Genomic DNA, 15764 nt, shown 5'->3' on the forward strand with positions numbered 1-15764 from the left:
AATATTAACCATATATTGAGGGTGCCACGGGGCAGCCATTTTGTTGACGGATCAAAGGGATGGTAGTGAGAGAGTAAGCTGGCGGAAGAGGCGCTGGCCAACCTTGGGGATCCCCTGCTCGGGGATTGGTTGGACCGGCGGGATTTCGGCCGACATTGGGGACTTGGTGGGATTCGTGCGGTAGCGCATGGGGTCGATCGATAAGTATATCTTCCGCACGACGCTGGCGTCGTTTGCGCTGGTCCTGGTCAGCCTCACCGGCGTGATCTGGATTACGCAGGCGTTGCGCGGCATCGACCTGATGACGAGCCAGGGTCAGACCATCCTCACCTTCCTCGGCATCACCAGCCTCGTCATCCCGGCCCTGGTCCTGATCATCTCGCCGATCGCGCTGATGATCGCGATCTCGCATACGCTGAACAAGCTCGCGACCGATTCCGAGATCATCGTGATGAATGCCGCCGGCTTCTCGCCGTTCCGGCTGTTCTATCCGTTCTTCTACGCCACCTGCGTGGTGGCGCTGCTGGTTGCCTTCATCGCGGCCTATCTGGCCCCCGACGGCATGCGGCGAATCAAGCAGTGGGACGCCGAGATCACCGCGGACGTGCTCACCAACATCCTGCAGCCCGGCCGCTTTGCCCAGCTCGACAAGAACCTCACGATCCGGATTCGCGAGCGCCAGCCCGGCGGCATCCTGGCCGGCATCTTCATCGACGACCGCCGCGATCCGAACGAGCGCGTCTCGATCGTCGCCGAACGCGGCGAGGTCGTGAAGAACGAGACCGGCTCGTTCCTGGTGCTGGAGACCGGCAATCTCCAGCGCTTCGAGGCCGGCAAGCGCGATCCGGCGCTGGTGGCTTTCGGCCGCTACGGCTTCGACATGTCGAAATTCTCCAACCAGGGCCGCGACGTCACCCTGGGCATCCGCGAGCGCTATCTGTGGGAGCTGTTCTCGCCGTCCGAGGACGACCCCGTCTACAAGCAGATCCCCGGGCAATTCCGCTCGGCCCTGCATGACAGCCTGTTGGCTCCGATTTATCCGTTTGCCTTTGCCGTGCTGACCTTCGCCTTCCTCGGCGCGCCGCGCACCACCCGCCAGAGCCGCAACTTCTCGATCGGCTCGTCGATCATCGCGGTGTTCGGCCTGCGCATGGCGGGCTTTGCCTGCTCGGTGATGGCAGTGAAGTCGTCGAGCCCGGTGCTGGTGCAATATGCGATGGTCTTCGGCGCCATCGGCGTCGGACTGTGGATGATCATCAGCGGCGTCGTGGTCGAGCCGCCCCCCGGCCTGATGGAGGCCATCAACAGGTCGAATGCGCGCATCGCGCGGCTGTTCGGACGTCCGGCCACCGCATGAGCATGCTCACCAACACACTCGGGCGCTATTTCGCCGGCCGCTTCGTGGTCGCGGCGCTCGGCGTGTTCGCCAGCATTTTCCTGCTGCTGGTGCTGGTCGACTATATCGAGATGGTGCGCAAGACCTCCGGACTGGCCTCCGCCTCCGCGCTCATGGTGGCCGAGACCTCGCTGTTCCGGGTGCCGCAGCTTCTGGAGAAGCTGACGCCGTTCTGCATGCTGATCGGCGCCATGACCTGCTATCTCGCCCTCTCCCGCCGATTGGAGCTCGTGGTCGCCCGCGCTGCCGGTATCTCGGCATGGCAGTTCATCTCGCCGGCGCTCGGCAGTGCGCTGCTGATCGGCGTGATCGCCACGGTCGCCTACAATCCGATGTCGGCCAATTTGCGTGAAGCCTCCAAGCGCATGGAGGCCGAGCTGTTCGGCTCGGCGCCCGGCGGCGGCATCCAGGACGCCTCCGGCTTCTGGCTCAATCAGGTGACCAGCGACGGCCAGACCATCATCAATGCGGCGCGCAGCGAGCAGCAGGGCATCCGGCTCACGGGGCTGACGCTGTTCCGGTTCGACCCCGAGCAGCACTTCAAGGAGCGGGTCGAGGCGCGCGAGGCGACGCTCGAGGCCGGCCGCTGGCTGTTCAAGGGCGTCCGCCGCTTTTCGCTGGACGCCCCGCCGATCGACCAGGCCACGCTCGAGATTCCGACGACGCTGACCGAGGCGCAGGTCCGCAACAGCTTTTCCACCCCGGAAACTGTGTCCTTTTGGCAACTACCGAGCTACATCCGCTCGTCCGAAAGCTCGGGCTTCGCGACAGCGGGATACCGACTCCAGTATCAGAAGCTTCTGGCACAGCCATTTTTGCTGGCCGCCATGGTGATGCTCGCGGCCTCCGTGTCGTTGCGCTTCTTCCGGATGGGCGGCGTGCAAAAGATGGTTTTGAGTGGCGTGGGCGCAGGCTTTCTGCTCTACGTTCTGTCGAAAGTGACTGAAGACTTGAGCAAGGCTGAGTTGATGCATCCGATCGCTGCGGCGTGGTTGCCCGTGGTGGTGGGCGGCCTCACCGGCTTTTTGGCCTTGTTGTACCAGGAGGACGGTTAGTGACTGCCGTCCATCGAGGACCCGTGTCTCGTTTGACGCGCCGCATGGTGATGCGCGCGAACGGGTGCGGCTTGTCTCTTCGCAGGATCGTGATGGCTGTCGCGACCGCGGCCTCGCTCGGCGCGCTGATCGACGTTGCCGCCGTGGCGCCGGCCTCGGCCCAATACACCTACAATCCGCTGCCGCCGCGTCCGAAGCCGGCGAAGGCCGCCAATGACAACCAGATGCTGGTTCAGGCGACCGAGGTCGACTACGACTACAACAATTCGCGTGTTTCCGCGGTCGGTAACGTCCAGCTGTTCTACAACGGAACCAGCGTCGAGGCCGACAGGGTCATCTACGACCAGAAGACCAAGCGGCTGCATGCCGAAGGCAACATCCGCATGACGGATGCCGACGGCAAGATCACCTATGCCGAGATCATGGATCTCTCGGACGATTACCGCGACGGTTTCGTCGATTCGCTGCGCGTGGACACGGCGGACCAGACCCGCATGGCCGCCAGCCGCGCCGACCGCTCCAGCGGCAACTACACGGTGTTCGAGAACGGCGTCTACACGGCCTGCGCGCCGTGTAAGGACGATCCGAAGAAGCCGCCGCTGTGGCAGGTCAAGGGTGCGCGCATCATCCACGACCAGCAGGAGAAGATGCTGTATTTCGAGACGGCACAGCTCGAATTCTTCGGCGTGCCCCTCGCCTACATGCCCTATTTCTCGACGCCCGACCCGACCGTGAAGCGCAAGAGCGGCTTCCTGATGCCGGGCTACATTGCCGGCACGTCCAACACGGGCTACGGCGTCGAGGTTCCCTATTATTGGGCGATCGCGCCCGACATGGACGCGACCATCACCCCCCGCATCCTGTCGCGGCAGGGCGTGCTGCTGCAGGGCGAATTCCGCCAGCGCCTGATCGACGGCGCCTACCAGATCCGCGCCTATGGCATCGACCAGCTCGATCCCGGCGCGTTTAGCGGCCAGCCCGGCGACCGCCAGTTCCGCGGCGCCGTCGACACCAAGGGTCAGTTCGCGCTGAACGACAAATGGGTCTGGGGCTGGGACGGCGTCGTGATGTCCGACTACTATTTCTTCTCGGACTACCGCCTCTATCAGTACCGCGATCCGCTCGGCTCGTTCCTGCTGCTGCCGACGGAGGCGCTGTCGCAGCTCTATCTGACCGGTGTCGGCAACCGCAGCTTCTTCGACGCCCGCACGATGTACTGGCTGAGCTATTCCGGCAATCAGAGCCAGGTGCCGATCGTCTATCCGGTGATCGACTATTCCAACGTGCTCAACTATCCGGTGTTCGGCGGCGAGTTCAGCTACAAGACCAATTTCGTGAACCTGTCGCGCGAGCAGGCGGCGTTCGATCCGATCACGACGACCGCCAACACGAGCAGCCTGTGCACGACGGCATCGGCCGATCCGCTGGCGCGCCTGCCCTCGCAGTGCCTGCTGCGCGGCTTCCCCGGCACCTACACCCGCCTCACGGCGGAAGCGCAATGGCGCAAGTCCTTCACCGATCCGCTCGGCCAGATCTGGACGCCGTTCGCGAGCCTGCGCGCCGACGCGATCAATTCCTCGGTCTCCAACCAGCCGGGCGTGTCGAACTATCTTCCCGTCGGCGACACCCAGGCGTTCCGCCTGATGCCGACCGTGGGTCTCGAATATCGCTACCCCTTCATCAACATCCAGCCCTGGGGATCGACCACGCTCGAGCCGATCGCGCAGATCATCATCCGGCCGAACGAGACCTATGCCGGCAAGCTGCCGAACGAGGACGCCCAGAGCATGGTGTTCGACGCCTCGAACCTGTTCAGCGTCGACAAGTTCTCCGGCTACGACCGCGTCGAGGGCGGCGGCCGCGCCAATGTCGGCGTGCAGTCCACCACGCAGTTCGACAGGGGCGGCGCGGTCAAGGTGCTGTTCGGCCAGTCCTACCAGCTGTTCGGCATGAATTCCTTCGCGGTCCAGGACAGCATCAACACCGGCCTCAATTCCGGCCTGGACAAGCCGCGCTCCGATTACGTCGCGAGCGCCAGCTACTCGCCCAACAGCACCTATACGTTCAGCGTCCGCTCCCGCATGGATGAGCAGACCTGGAACGTGCAGCGCTTCGAGGCGGAAGGCCGCGCCAACTTCAATCGCTGGTCGGTGAGCGTGCTGTACGGCAATTACGCAGCGCAGCCGGAGCTCGGCTATCTGACCCGCCGCGAGGGTATCCTGACCTCGGGATCGCTGAAGGTCGCGAACAACTGGGTTGTGTCGGGCTCGGCGCGGTGGGACCTCGAGGCCAACAAGATCAACCAATATGTGCTCGGCGCGGGCTATGTCGACGATTGCTTCGTGCTGGCGGCGAACTATGTAACTTCGTATAGTTATTCAGCGGGCACCACGCCGCCCGTGCTGAGCCATGCGTTCATGTTCCAGATCGGCCTGCGCACGCTGGCGACCTCGACGACGGCCAGCAGTTCCTCCGGCCTCCAGTGAACGGTTTGAAGTGCCGGCCGCGCTTGCCCTCATCACAGGCTCGACGCGGCTGACATGCGAGCGACAATCATGACGACCCTATTGCCCGTCTTCCGCCTCCTCCTTGCCGTCAGCGCCGGGCTGATCCTGACCGGACTGCCCTCGGCCTCGCGCGCGCAGAACATCGTCGTCATGGTCAACGGCGATCCGATCACGGATTTCGACATCGAGCAGCGCTCCAAGCTCGACCAGCTGACGACACAAAAGACCCCGAGCCGGCAGGAGGTCATCAACGAGCTGATCGACGACAAGGTGAAGATGAAGGAGGGGCGGAAGTACGGGGTCGATCCCGGCGTCTCCGACGTCAACCAGTCCTACGAGGGCATGGCGCAGCGCATGCGCATCTCGCCGGAGCAGCTCACCAAGTCGCTCGAATCCAAAGGCGTGCGCCCCGAAACGCTGAAGGGCCGCATGAAGGCCGAGATGGTCTGGACCAGCCTCGTGCGCGGCCGCTTCAAGGAGAAGCTGCTGGTCGGCGAGCGCGACGTCGCCCAGGCCGTTCAGGCCCAGACCGGCGATAAGCTGCAGATCGAAGGCACCGAATACAAGATGCAGCCGATCGTGCTGATCGTGCCGCGCGGCTCGTCCGCCGCGTTCCTGGAGACGCGGAAGAAGGAAGCCGAGACCTATCGGTCGCGTGTCGGAAGCTGCGAGGAAGCCAATTCGCTGTTCCGCTCGACACCGAACGCCACCATCCGCGACAGCGTCACCAAGACCACAGCGGAGCTGCCGGAGGCGTTGCGCAAGGTGCTCGATGACACGCCGATCGGCCACCTCACCGCGCCCGAGCTGACCAAGAACGGCATCGAGATGGTGGTGCTGTGCTCGCGCAAGCCGACCATGATCGACACGCCGAAGAAGCGCGAGGTCCGCGAGAAGATGTATCAGGAGAAGTACGAGAAGACCCAGAAGGCCTATCTCGACGAGCTCCGCAAGGCGGCGATGATCGAATATCGCAACCATCGCTGATGGCCGCTTCCGCAGCAAAGCCGCTTCCCCTTCCTCTTGCGCTGACCTTGGGCGAGCCCGCCGGCATCGGCCCCGACATCACGATCGCGGCCTGGCTGCGGCGCCGCGAGCTGAACCTGCCCGCCTTCTATCTGCTCGGTGACGAGGCGCTGATCGCGCGCCGCGCCAGGGCGCTCGCCACCTCGCTGGGGGCCGACGTCAGGACCGCGGCGGTGAGCCCCGGCGAGGCCGCTTCGGCCTTCACCGATGCCCTGCCCGTGGTCGCCACCGGCGAGCGCGCCACCGCCGAGCCCGGCAAGCCCGACGCATCAAGCGCGCCCGCCGCACTCGCCTCGATCCGGCAGGCGGTCGCGGACGTCCGCGAGGGCCGCGCCGGCGCGGTCGTCACCAATCCGATCGCCAAGAGCGTACTCTACCGCGCGGGCTTCCGACATCCCGGCCACACCGAATTCCTCGCCGAGCTCGCCGCGGAGAACGGGCGCGTGCCGCAGCCGGTGATGATGCTGTGGTCGCCGCAACTCGCCGTGGTGCCCGTGACCATTCACGTCTCGATCCGCGACGCGCTGGCAGAGCTCAGCAGCGAGCTGATCGTCTCGACCGTGCGCATCGTCGCAACCGAGCTGAAATCCCGCTTCGGAATCGCGCGGCCGCGCATTGCGGTCTCCGGCCTCAATCCGCATGCCGGCGAGGACGGCTCGCTCGGCCACGAGGAGCAGACCGTCATCGCCCCCGCGCTCAGGACGCTGCGCGGCGAAGGCATCGAGACCAGGGGCCCGCTGCCCGCCGACACCATGTTCCACGAGGCCGCGCGCAGCACCTATGACTGCGCCGTCTGCATGTATCACGACCAGGCGCTGATCCCGATCAAGACCGTCGCCTTCGACAACGCGGTCAATGTCACGCTTGGGCTGCCTTTCGTCCGCACCTCGCCCGACCACGGCACCGCCTTCGATATCGCCGGCACGGCGAAGGCCAATCCGGCCAGCCTGATCGCGGCGCTCCGGCTCGCCAGCCGCATGGCGGCCGCGAACATCAGATGAGCGCGATCGACGACCTCCCGCCGCTGCGCGAGGTCATTCGCCGGCATGCGCTGTCGGCGCGGAAATCGCTCGGCCAGAATTTCCTGCTCGATCTCAATTTGACGGCGCGCATCGCGCGCGCCGCGGCGCCGCTCGAGGATTCCACCATCGTCGAGATCGGCCCCGGCCCGGGCGGGCTGACGCGCGCACTGCTCGCGCTCGGCGCCAAACGCGTCATCGCCATCGAGCACGACGAGCGCGCGATCCCTGCCTTGCAGGATATTTCCGCGCGCTACCCTGACAGGCTCGAGATCGTGCATGGCGATGCCATGACTTTCGATCCCCGCCCGTTGCTCAATGGCGAGCGGGCGAAAATCGTCGCCAATCTGCCCTACAACATCGCGACCCAGCTCCTGATCAACTGGCTCACCACCGAGCCCTGGCCACCCTGGTACGACATGATGGTGCTGATGTTCCAGCGCGAGGTCGGCGAGCGCATCGTGGCGCACGAGGACGAGGAGGCCTATGGCCGGCTCGGCGTGCTCGCCAACTGGCGCTGCGAGACCAAGATCCTGTTCGACATTGCGCCATCCGCCTTCGTGCCGCCGCCAAAGGTCACCTCCTCCGTCGTGCGCCTCACGCCGCGCGCAGCACCATTGCCGTGCGATCGCAAGCTGCTCGAACAGGTCGCGGCCAGCGCCTTCGGCCAGCGCCGCAAGATGCTGCGCCAAAGCCTGAAGTCGCTCGGCGTGGACCCCGCGCGGCTTGCTGCGGCCGCCGGCGTCGATGCGACGCGGCGCGCCGAGACCATTCCGATATCGGGCTTTGTTGCCATGGCCCGGGAATTGGCGGATATACGCAGCGAAACCGAGTAACGAAGAAATTCCGGAGGAAAGAAAATGGCGTTGATGCGCAGGCAGTCCCTGGTCAAGTTCGACGCGCCCTTGTGCGAGACCATCGTCGACACGCCGAAGCCGCAAGGGCGCGAGGTGCTGGTGCGCATCGAGCGCTGCGGCCTCTGCCATTCCGACCTGCACATCCAGGACGGCTATGCCGATCTCGGCGGCGGCAAGAAGCTCGACACCACGCGCGGCATGACGCTGCCCTTCACGCTGGGCCACGAGATCGCCGGCGTGGTCGACGAGGTCGGCCCTGACGTCGCGGCCAATCTCGTCGGCACGAAGAAAGCCGTCTTCCCCTGGATCGGCTGCGGCCAGTGCCGCGATTGCGCCAACGGCGATGAGAACCTCTGCGTGAAGCAGCGCTTCCTCGGCGTGTCCATCGATGGCGGATTTGCCACCCACGTGCTGGTGCCCGACGCGAAATATCTGCTCGACTACGATCCCCTGCCCGTCAACCAGGCCGCGACGCTGATGTGCTCCGGCGTCACCGCCTATGGCGCGCTCAAGCGCCTGGTCGATCGTCCGCGCCAGCGCAACCTCCTGCTGATCGGCCTCGGCGGCGTCGGCATGATGGGCCTGTCGTTCGCGCAGGCGATGTTCAAGCAGCCGATCACGGTCGCCGACCTCTCGCCCGCCGCGCGCGACACCGCGCTGAACAACGGTGCCGCGGTCGCCTACGACCCGTCCGAGCCTGACGTGATCAAGCGCATCCTGAAAGAGACCGAAGGCGGCTTCGACGAGATCGTCGATTTCGCCGGCAACGAGAAATCGATGGCCTTTGCGGTCGCGGTCGCCGCGCGCGGCGGCAAGATCGTGGTCTCCGGCCTGATGGGCGGCCAGTTCACGCTGCCGATGGTGCAATGGGTCTACAAGCGCATGACCATCGAGGGCTTCATGGTCGGCACGCTCGCCGAGGCCCAGGAGCTGATGGCGCTGGCGCGCGCCGGCAAGATCAAGCCGACGCCGATGCGCGAGGAGCCGATGGGCGACGTCCAGAAATGGATCGACGAGCTTCGTGCCGGCAAGGTCGTCGGCCGCATCGTGCTGAAGAACTGACCGATTGCTTGCTGCGGGCCTGGCGCAAGTCGGGCCCGCCGCACGGAACGCCTTCGACCCCGCCGCGTTGGCAGCGCATGTCCATTCGTTGCACGGTCGAAAGCGCATTCTTCATCGCCTGGAGCTGCCTAGAGCAGAGCGGCGAGCTCGGCCCTCCCGACGAGAGCGCGAACGTCATTCTCGACGCCATCGAAGCCCAGCTCAGGACCGGCGAACGCCGGCAGCTGATGCTCGCCAACCGGGCGATCGACGCCTATCGCGCGCATGCGGCCAAACGCCGATCCTCATGGGATCGCGAAGCGCGCTTCGGCTGACAGATCCTCGCCGCCCCTTGGGCCGCCGGCCCGGCGGCATTCAGGCGGTTTGCGGCCGGCGGTCCGTCGGGCAAGGCGCACGGGGTACGGCGCCTGGCGCTTTTACGGTACGCCAATCCGCGGGCCCGCTATGTTCACTCCTGAACAGACCTCGCGGCAATCGACGCTGAGGGCGCCGCCTGCAATCCCGCCGCGCTAGCTTTCCGGAATTCCGGAAAGCTGTCGCCTCAACTTTTCAGCTCTCGGCGAGGTCTTGTGTGCACTTTGGAACCGTTGGTTCCGCCACGGAAACGTAGGGTTCTGGGCGGCGCCGATTCCCGGCCAGACAAGAGAAGAAACTGTGACCGGTCGGCCCCAGAACGATCTGCTCCGGCAGCTTGCCCCACGAGATTTCGAGCTTCTCGCACCCTATCTCCAGCCGGTCGAAGTCGAGGCGAGCCACATCCTGCATCACGCCGGCGACGCTGTGGCGGCGGTTCATTTCCCCTGCGGCCCCACACTTGTCTCGTTCGCCGTTCCGGTCGAGGATGATCGCGAGGTCGAGAGCCTGTTGATCGGACGCGAGGGTGCGGTGGGTATTGCCGCCGGCCGCAATCCGTCACTCGCCTATTCCCGCGTCGTCGTGAAACTGGGCGGCACGCTCGTCCGGCTGCCGCTGCGCGCGCTCGAGCAGGCGCAGCAGAGATCCGCGGCGCTGCAGGAGGTGTTTTCGCGCTATGCCGACTGCCAGTTCGCGCAGTTGCTGCAAACCGCGGCCTGCAACGCTGCGCATTCGATCGAGCAGCGCGCCGCCAAGTGGATCATCTCCGCGCAGGAACGTATCGGCCAGGCCGAGATTCCCCTCACCCACGAGCAGCTCGCCGGCATGCTGGGCGTCTCCCGCTCCTATGCCAGCCGCGTCATCCAGATGTTCAAGGCGAGGCGCATCCTCGCCACCCGCCGCGGCGCCATCCTGATCCTCGACGCGGCGGCGCTCGACGCCAGAGCCTGCCGCTGCAACGACTGGGTCAAGAAGCATTTTGACGAAGTGCTGGGCGCGGCACCCGCCGATGGCTAGCGCGCCGGCGGTCTCACGCTAGCGGCGGCGACTGCCGCTTCTGGTGCAGATAGACCGGGCTGAAATCGCCGAGCCGCTGCAAGTCGCGCCATTTCAGCACGATCAGCTCGCCCTCGCGCAGGTCCATGGCGCCGCTGCGCCGAAGCTCACCGAGCGTCCGGTTCACGGTCGCGATCGCCATGCCCAGCGTCTCGCCGAGTTGCGCCAGGCTGATCGGCAAGGGGCAGCGATTGCCGCGAACGAGCTGTGCGGCGCGGGCGCGGTAGAACAGCTCGCAGAACAGATGCGCCATGCGCGCCTGCATGGGCCGAGCGCTGTTGTTGGTGATCGCCTCGCGAAAGATCGCGGCATCGAGCAGCGTCTCGCGCCAGACGGCCAAGCCAAAGTTCGGCCGCTGCCGGAACGCGGTGAACAATTCGCGATGCGGGATGAAGGCGACCGAGGCCGGCCCGAGCGCGCTCAATCCGTGGTCCATCTGGTCGATGAACAGGCCCTGCGCGTCCGGCAGGTCGCCGGTGAGGTGGAATGCGAGATATTGTCGCCCGCCGCCGGCGAGCAGATGGTAGCGCGCGACCATGCCCGAGACGACCAGCACCGAATGTTCGGGCTCGTCGCCCTGACGGATGAAATCTTCGTTCGGCTCCAAATCGCGCAGCGTGAAGGTGAGCGCGCGAATCTGGGCGAGATCCTCCCCGGCGAGCGCGGTGTGCTCGCACAGGTTCCGGATCAACACGTCGTGGGCTTTTTCCATGGTCCGCCAAAAATCACGCCGGTTCTATCAAATGATACATCCGGCTTGGGTTCAGCGGACTAGAACGCGTCTCGGAAGCACAGGTTGCTAATCGATCTGCGACCGATCCGCGTCGCGTTCAACTATCACCCTCGACTGCGAACTTAGCCGTCCTTTCATGAGCCCTACGACGATTCTTCAGCGCATCCGCAACCTGTTCACGTCGGATACCAGCGAGCACTTCGACTGCATCAAAGATGCTTTCTTCAAGGGCACGTTGAGGGAGCCGGTGGGACCGATGTCGGATCAGGAGCTCGCTCGCGCCATCCGCGAGTTCCGCTCGGCGCCGGTCTCCGACTGGAGTCTTGCAAAACTCTCGCGGCGCTTCGCCGAAGCGTCGGTCCCGCGCGACGCCTGAGCAGCACGCAAGGCTCATGCCGCACCCAACGCTCATCACACGTCTGCAGGCCATCGAAGTCCTGTCAGAGGACGAACGCCGACAGATCGCCGCCCTGCCCTCCACGCTGCGGCAAGTCGCCGACGGCGAGATCGTGCTACGCCAGGGCGAGGCCGTCTCGCGCTGCGTCTTCGTCGTCAGCGGCTTCCTGTATCAGGCCCGCATCGTCGGCGACCGCAGCCAGATCCTCGCGTTCCACGTTCCCGGCGACATGCCATGCCTGCACACCCTGCTGGTCTCGCCAATGGATGCGGACCTCGTCGGCCTCGGACCGACCATCGTCGGCACAGTCGCGCACAGCCAGCTCAGGCAGCTTCTCGACGGCTCGAGCCATTTGACGCGCGCGTTCTGGCGCGAGACGCTGATCGATGCGGCGATCTCGCGGCAATGGATCGCGCGCCTCGGCGCGCAGGCGGCCTTGCCCAAGGTCGCGCACCTCATCTGCGAGCTCGCCGCACGGCTGGAGGTCGTCGGCCTCGTCACGGACGGCTGCTTCCAGATGCCGATGACGCAGCGGCACGTCGCAGATGCCTGCGGACTCTCGATCGTCCACGTCAATCGCACCATCCAGGAGCTGAGACATCGTGGATTGATCGCCTGGGAAGGCAGCGAGATCGAGCTGCTGCATCCCGAGGAGCTGCGCAAGCTCGCCGATTTCACGCCGGACTATCTGACCTGAGCACGGCGGACGAATGCGAGGTCCGGCGCACCATCCTCTGGATCGGCGATTGGCGACGGCGCGGCGCGCGGGATCGGCTATTTCTTCTTGTCGCCTGTCCTGCGTTGTCCGGACACGCCTTTCGTTTCAGGCTGGTTTGCCCGATTGGCATTCATGCCCGTGGTGTCCATCGTCCCTTTCTCCGTGGCACCGTTGGTATTTTCCGGCCTGTCCATGCCGGTCTGCGGAGCCGGACCCTTATTCTGGGCCATGACCGGGCCAGACATGCCTGCAAATGACGTGCCTGCAAATGACATGGCTGCAAATGACATGGCTGCGAATGCGACCGCGGCAATGACCGCTTTCATGGGCATCCTCCATGTAAGGTTGCCGCATCGGGATGGTGCTCCACCAGCTTCCTGGCGAAATTTCTCCACCTGATCCTTGATCGGCATGACGTCTCCTCAGCCACAATTCAACGGCGGCGGAGATCATAAGTTTCCCAAGCTGAAGCATCTTGGCGGCGTTCTGCGCCCCGTGGCAAAACCGCAAGATCGGTCGAGCAATTGACGTCCGCGTGCGCTTTAGCTGGTGCTGCCACGGAGAACGGAACGATGACGGCGGCGCTTCAGAACTACCATGCCCGGATGCAGCGGGTGCTGGATCACATCGACCGGCACCTCGACGAGGATCTGGACCTGGATGCGCTGAGCAGCGTCGCAGCCTATTCGAAATATCATTTCCACCGGCAGTTCACGGCGACCTTCGGGCTCTCCGTGCATCGCTATATCCAGCTCGCCCGCATGAAGCGCGCTTCATACCGGCTGGCCTATAGCGAGGCCGAAAGCGTCACTGATATCGCGATGGATGCCGGCTACGACGCACCTGACGCCTTCGCCCGCGCCTTTCGGCAACGGTTCGGTCAATCGCCGTCGTCGTTCCGGAAGTCTCCCGACTGGGAGCCGTGGCTTGCGGCCTTCGGGCCTCTCGACAACGCGAGGAGCAAGTTCATGCAGAAGACCTTTACCAGCGACGACGTGACGATCCGCGACGTGCCGACGATTGCGGTGGCGATCATGGAGCATCGGGGCGACCCGGCGACGCTTCCCGCCACCATCCAGCGGTTCATCACCTGGCGCAAAGCCGCCGGCCTGCACCCGCGCAACAGTCCGACCTTCAACGTCTGGCGATCCGAGCGGCGGCCGGCCTCACCTGGGGACTACAGCGTGGACCTCTGTGTCGGAACCGACCGTCCGATCGAGACGAACGGCGCAGCGATCAAGGCCGGCGAGATCCCCGGCGGACGCTGCGCGGTGCTGCGCATCGTCGGCCACACCGACAATCTGGAGCCGGCCGCGCTCTACCTCTATCGCGACTGGCTGCCGGCCAGCGGCGAGGAAGCCCGCGACTTCCCGATCTACTGCCAGCGGCTGAGCTTCGCCCCCGACGTCGGCGAGCACGAGGCGACCGCGGATCTATTCCTGCCGTTGAAATGAACGTCTGTCCCCGCGTCCACCGTCATTCCGGGATGCGTGCGCAGGCACGCGAGCCCGGGGTCCCGGATCTGCGCAGCCGCGCAAGAGCGCCGCAGCGCGTCCGGGAGACGCGCGCGAGTTACCCCCGCCTCCCTTCCGCTTTTCGCCGGCACGCCTTGCTGCTAGACTGCCCCATTATTTTGGGGAATTTTGATGCGCGCGGGGATTTTCAATCGCGTTGTGGGGCTGGCGGCGCTGGCCTTGCTCGTCGTCACCGCAGAGCCGGCGTCGGCGGAGAAGCGCGTCGCGCTGGTGGTCGGCAACTCCGCCTACAAGAACATCACGCCGCTCGACAATCCATCCAAGGATGCGGGCCTGATGGCGGAGACGCTGGGTGCGCTCGGCTTCACCCTGATCGGCGGACGCGCCCAGCTCGATCTCGACAAGGGCGCGATGGACGTCGCGGTGCAGAGTTTCGGCCGGCAGGTCCAGGGCGCCGACGTCGCGCTGTTCTATTATGCCGGCCACGGCGTGCAGGTAGCTGGCTCCAACTACCTCGTGCCGGTTAGCGCCAATCCGACGCGCGAGGCGGATGTCGACTTCCAGATGACCGACGTCAACCTCGTGCTGCGCCAGATGCAGGGCTCCGGCACGCGGCTCAACCTCGTCATCCTCGATGCCTGCCGCAACAACCCGTTCGGCTCACGCGGCTTGCGATCATCGGATGGCGGCCTCGCGCAGATGCGTGCGCCCGAGGGCACGCTGATCTCCTATGCGACCCAGCCCGGCAACGTCGCCCAGGACGGCGCCGATGGCCACAGCCCTTACACCAAGGCGCTTGCGACCACGATCCGGGTCGCTGGCCTCGACGTGTTCCAGACCTTCAACCAGGTCGGCCTTGCGGTGAAGCGCGCCACCGCGGGCGCGCAGCAGCCCTGGGTGTCGTCCTCACCGATCGACGGCACGTTCTATTTCGTCGCTCCGACGCAGACCGCCCCGCCGCAGATCGCGGCGATGCAGCCGGATCCCCTGCCCGCGGAGCGTCTGCGCGCCGATCCCGACCGCGTCCCCTTGCGCGATGCCGCGCTGCTCAGCGAGCTCAGCGAGCGGCTCTACGAGCTCAATTTCGATCCTGACACGCCCGACGGCCTGACCCGCGCCATCACGAAATTGCAGCAGCGGATCTCGATGGCGCCGAATGGGGAGCCGACCGAAGGCCTGCTGCTGCGCATGCGCAAGATGGAGGATCTCAAGCCCTGGGGCTCGATCGTCTACGGGCCCGACAGCAGCAAATGGGGGATCTCCTGGAACCACGCCTCGCGGCGAGCCGCGGTGGCGGATGCGCGCGGCAATTGCGCCGGCGCCAAATGCCCGATCGAGCTTTCCTTCTACGGCCGAAGCTGCGGCGCCTTCGCGATCTCCGACAAATCCTGGTCGCTGGTCCAGCGAGAGGGCGTCCAACGCGCGAAGGACGCCGCGCTTGACGAATGCGGCAAGGCTGGCAAAGCTTGCCGCATTATCGGTTCCGTCTGTGCCGACGGCTCCGGCCGCTGATGCCTTTTCATTCTGGATTCTTGCTGGATTCTTGCTCATGCCCATTGCCGTTGTCCGCCCCATCGCCATCGCTTTCCTCCTCACCGTCGCCCTCGCTCCGCCTTGCGCCTTCGCCCAGTCCGGCAGCGCCGGCGGCGCGATCGGCAATGACGAGAAGTCGCTGTCCGGCTCGCGCCAGGATCGTTCCTCGGACCGCTCGGCCGAGCCCACGCCGTCGGCGCGCCGGAGCAGGCCGGCTGAAGAGCCGCGCTCGTCGTCGCGGCGCAGCGGCGGCAGAGGTAGCGGCGGTGGCTTTGACGGCGCCTGGGTGGTCACCAGCGTCGGCTGCGGCGGCACCACGTCCGGCGCGGTCGTGGTCTCCTCGGGCAAGGTCATCGGCCAGGGCGTCACCGGCACCGTCAGCCCGAGCGGCGCGGTGAGCACGGTGGGTCAAGGCGACGGCGTGACCTTCACCGGATCGGGACGCCTCGGCGCGCGCAGCGGTTCCGGCACATGGCGCCGCTCCGACGGCTGCGGCGGAACCTGGAGTTCGGCGAAACAGTAGCCGCAACACGCCCGATTTCGCCGCGGAACAACCGCCCCGCAGGCCCAATTCAA

The 15764-nt window shown here is 65.7% G+C and carries 16 protein-coding genes; 14 read left to right on the forward strand and 2 right to left on the reverse strand.

Going from position 1 to position 15764, the window contains the following annotated elements; translation table 11 throughout:
• The first annotated feature begins 187 nt into the window (after window positions 1–187).
• From lptF to ML401_RS19415, 9 genes are all read left to right on the forward strand, one after another.
• Window positions 188–1357, forward strand: a complete 1170-nt coding sequence (gene lptF / locus ML401_RS19375; RefSeq protein ID WP_194402448.1) for an LPS export ABC transporter permease LptF — start codon at window positions 188–190, stop codon at window positions 1355–1357.
• Window positions 1354–2451, forward strand: coding sequence for an LPS export ABC transporter permease LptG (gene lptG, locus ML401_RS19380; protein ID WP_194402449.1), 1098 nt, complete (start codon window positions 1354–1356; stop codon window positions 2449–2451). The genes lptF and lptG overlap by 4 nt, the downstream gene beginning before the upstream one ends.
• On the forward strand, window positions 2451–4937 hold the full coding sequence (locus ML401_RS19385) for an LPS-assembly protein LptD (protein ID WP_194402450.1): 2487 nt from the start codon (window positions 2451–2453) through the stop codon (window positions 4935–4937). The genes lptG and ML401_RS19385 overlap by 1 nt, the downstream gene beginning before the upstream one ends.
• 69 nt (window positions 4938–5006) lie before the next feature.
• Window positions 5007–5945 (forward strand): peptidylprolyl isomerase, encoded by a 939-nt coding sequence (locus ML401_RS19390; RefSeq protein WP_285806597.1) that lies wholly within the window; start codon window positions 5007–5009, stop codon window positions 5943–5945.
• Window positions 5945–6985, forward strand: a complete 1041-nt coding sequence (gene pdxA / locus ML401_RS19395) for a 4-hydroxythreonine-4-phosphate dehydrogenase PdxA (protein ID WP_285806598.1) — start codon at window positions 5945–5947, stop codon at window positions 6983–6985. The genes ML401_RS19390 and pdxA overlap by 1 nt, the downstream gene beginning before the upstream one ends.
• Complete coding sequence (rsmA, locus tag ML401_RS19400; protein ID WP_212066112.1) at window positions 6982–7839, forward strand: 16S rRNA (adenine(1518)-N(6)/adenine(1519)-N(6))-dimethyltransferase RsmA; 858 nt, start codon at window positions 6982–6984, stop codon at window positions 7837–7839. Before pdxA ends, rsmA begins: the two co-directional genes overlap by 4 nt.
• A gap of 24 nt (window positions 7840–7863) precedes the next feature.
• Entirely contained in the window at window positions 7864–8922 is a 1059-nt protein-coding gene (locus ML401_RS19405) for an alcohol dehydrogenase (protein ID WP_211417362.1), read from the forward strand.
• 77 nt (window positions 8923–8999) lie between these two features.
• Complete coding sequence (locus ML401_RS19410) at window positions 9000–9236, forward strand: hypothetical protein (protein WP_211417363.1); 237 nt, start codon at window positions 9000–9002, stop codon at window positions 9234–9236.
• A 340-nt stretch (window positions 9237–9576) separates the two neighbouring features.
• Complete coding sequence (locus ML401_RS19415) at window positions 9577–10293, forward strand: Crp/Fnr family transcriptional regulator (RefSeq protein ID WP_259211251.1); 717 nt, start codon at window positions 9577–9579, stop codon at window positions 10291–10293.
• 13 nt (window positions 10294–10306) lie between these two features.
• Here ML401_RS19415 and ML401_RS19420 read toward each other — a convergent pair whose 3' ends face one another.
• Window positions 10307–11044 (reverse strand): Crp/Fnr family transcriptional regulator, encoded by a 738-nt coding sequence (locus ML401_RS19420; protein WP_259211252.1) that lies wholly within the window; start codon window positions 11042–11044, stop codon window positions 10307–10309.
• 157 nt (window positions 11045–11201) lie between these two features.
• Between ML401_RS19420 and ML401_RS19425 the strand changes: the two genes are divergently transcribed.
• Window positions 11202–11441, forward strand: a complete 240-nt coding sequence (locus ML401_RS19425) for a hypothetical protein (protein WP_211417366.1) — start codon at window positions 11202–11204, stop codon at window positions 11439–11441.
• Between the two features lie 16 nt (window positions 11442–11457).
• Complete coding sequence (locus ML401_RS19430) at window positions 11458–12159, forward strand: Crp/Fnr family transcriptional regulator (RefSeq protein WP_194402459.1); 702 nt, start codon at window positions 11458–11460, stop codon at window positions 12157–12159.
• 77 nt (window positions 12160–12236) lie between these two features.
• Here ML401_RS19430 and ML401_RS19435 read toward each other — a convergent pair whose 3' ends face one another.
• Window positions 12237–12593, reverse strand: coding sequence for a hypothetical protein (locus tag ML401_RS19435; RefSeq protein ID WP_285806600.1), 357 nt, complete (start codon window positions 12591–12593; stop codon window positions 12237–12239).
• A gap of 159 nt (window positions 12594–12752) precedes the next feature.
• Here ML401_RS19435 and ML401_RS19440 point away from each other — a divergent pair, with 159 nt between their 5' ends.
• The 3 genes from ML401_RS19440 to ML401_RS19450 all read left to right on the forward strand — a co-directional run bounded on the left by ML401_RS19440 (window position 12753) and on the right by ML401_RS19450 (window position 15711).
• Window positions 12753–13634, forward strand: a complete 882-nt coding sequence (locus ML401_RS19440) for a GyrI-like domain-containing protein (RefSeq protein ID WP_259211266.1) — start codon at window positions 12753–12755, stop codon at window positions 13632–13634.
• A gap of 192 nt (window positions 13635–13826) precedes the next feature.
• Window positions 13827–15167 (forward strand): caspase family protein, encoded by a 1341-nt coding sequence (locus ML401_RS19445; protein ID WP_212066096.1) that lies wholly within the window; start codon window positions 13827–13829, stop codon window positions 15165–15167.
• A 37-nt stretch (window positions 15168–15204) separates the two neighbouring features.
• A complete protein-coding gene (locus tag ML401_RS19450) occupies window positions 15205–15711 on the forward strand; it encodes a hypothetical protein (RefSeq protein WP_285806601.1) in 507 nt (168 codons plus the stop codon).
• Window positions 15712–15764 lie beyond the last annotated feature (53 nt).

Source organism: Bradyrhizobium sp. 62B, assembly GCF_030272265.2.
In the GTDB taxonomy this organism is placed as follows: domain Bacteria; phylum Pseudomonadota; class Alphaproteobacteria; order Rhizobiales; family Xanthobacteraceae; genus Bradyrhizobium.

Bases quoted from the DNA above. Each gene is read 5' to 3' on its own strand.
- lptF (WP_194402448.1), top strand. From the start codon at position 188: ATGGGGTCGATCGATAAGTATATCTTCCGCACGACGCTGGCGTCGTTT.
- pdxA (WP_285806598.1), top strand. From the start codon at position 5,945: ATGGCCGCTTCCGCAGCAAAGCCGCTTCCCCTTCCTCTTGCGCTGACC.
- ML401_RS19390 (WP_285806597.1), top strand. From the start codon at position 5,007: ATGACGACCCTATTGCCCGTCTTCCGCCTCCTCCTTGCCGTCAGCGCC.
- lptG (WP_194402449.1), top strand. From the start codon at position 1,354: ATGAGCATGCTCACCAACACACTCGGGCGCTATTTCGCCGGCCGCTTC.
- ML401_RS19425 (WP_211417366.1), top strand. From the start codon at position 11,202: ATGAGCCCTACGACGATTCTTCAGCGCATCCGCAACCTGTTCACGTCG.
- ML401_RS19405 (WP_211417362.1), top strand. From the start codon at position 7,864: ATGGCGTTGATGCGCAGGCAGTCCCTGGTCAAGTTCGACGCGCCCTTG.
- ML401_RS19410 (WP_211417363.1), top strand. From the start codon at position 9,000: ATGTCCATTCGTTGCACGGTCGAAAGCGCATTCTTCATCGCCTGGAGC.
- ML401_RS19430 (WP_194402459.1), top strand. From the start codon at position 11,458: ATGCCGCACCCAACGCTCATCACACGTCTGCAGGCCATCGAAGTCCTG.
- ML401_RS19420 (WP_259211252.1), bottom strand. From the start codon at position 11,044: ATGGAAAAAGCCCACGACGTGTTGATCCGGAACCTGTGCGAGCACACC.
- ML401_RS19440 (WP_259211266.1), top strand. From the start codon at position 12,753: ATGACGGCGGCGCTTCAGAACTACCATGCCCGGATGCAGCGGGTGCTG.
- ML401_RS19435 (WP_285806600.1), bottom strand. From the start codon at position 12,593: ATGCCGATCAAGGATCAGGTGGAGAAATTTCGCCAGGAAGCTGGTGGA.
- ML401_RS19450 (WP_285806601.1), top strand. From the start codon at position 15,205: ATGCCCATTGCCGTTGTCCGCCCCATCGCCATCGCTTTCCTCCTCACC.
- rsmA (WP_212066112.1), top strand. From the start codon at position 6,982: ATGAGCGCGATCGACGACCTCCCGCCGCTGCGCGAGGTCATTCGCCGG.
- ML401_RS19445 (WP_212066096.1), top strand. From the start codon at position 13,827: ATGCGCGCGGGGATTTTCAATCGCGTTGTGGGGCTGGCGGCGCTGGCC.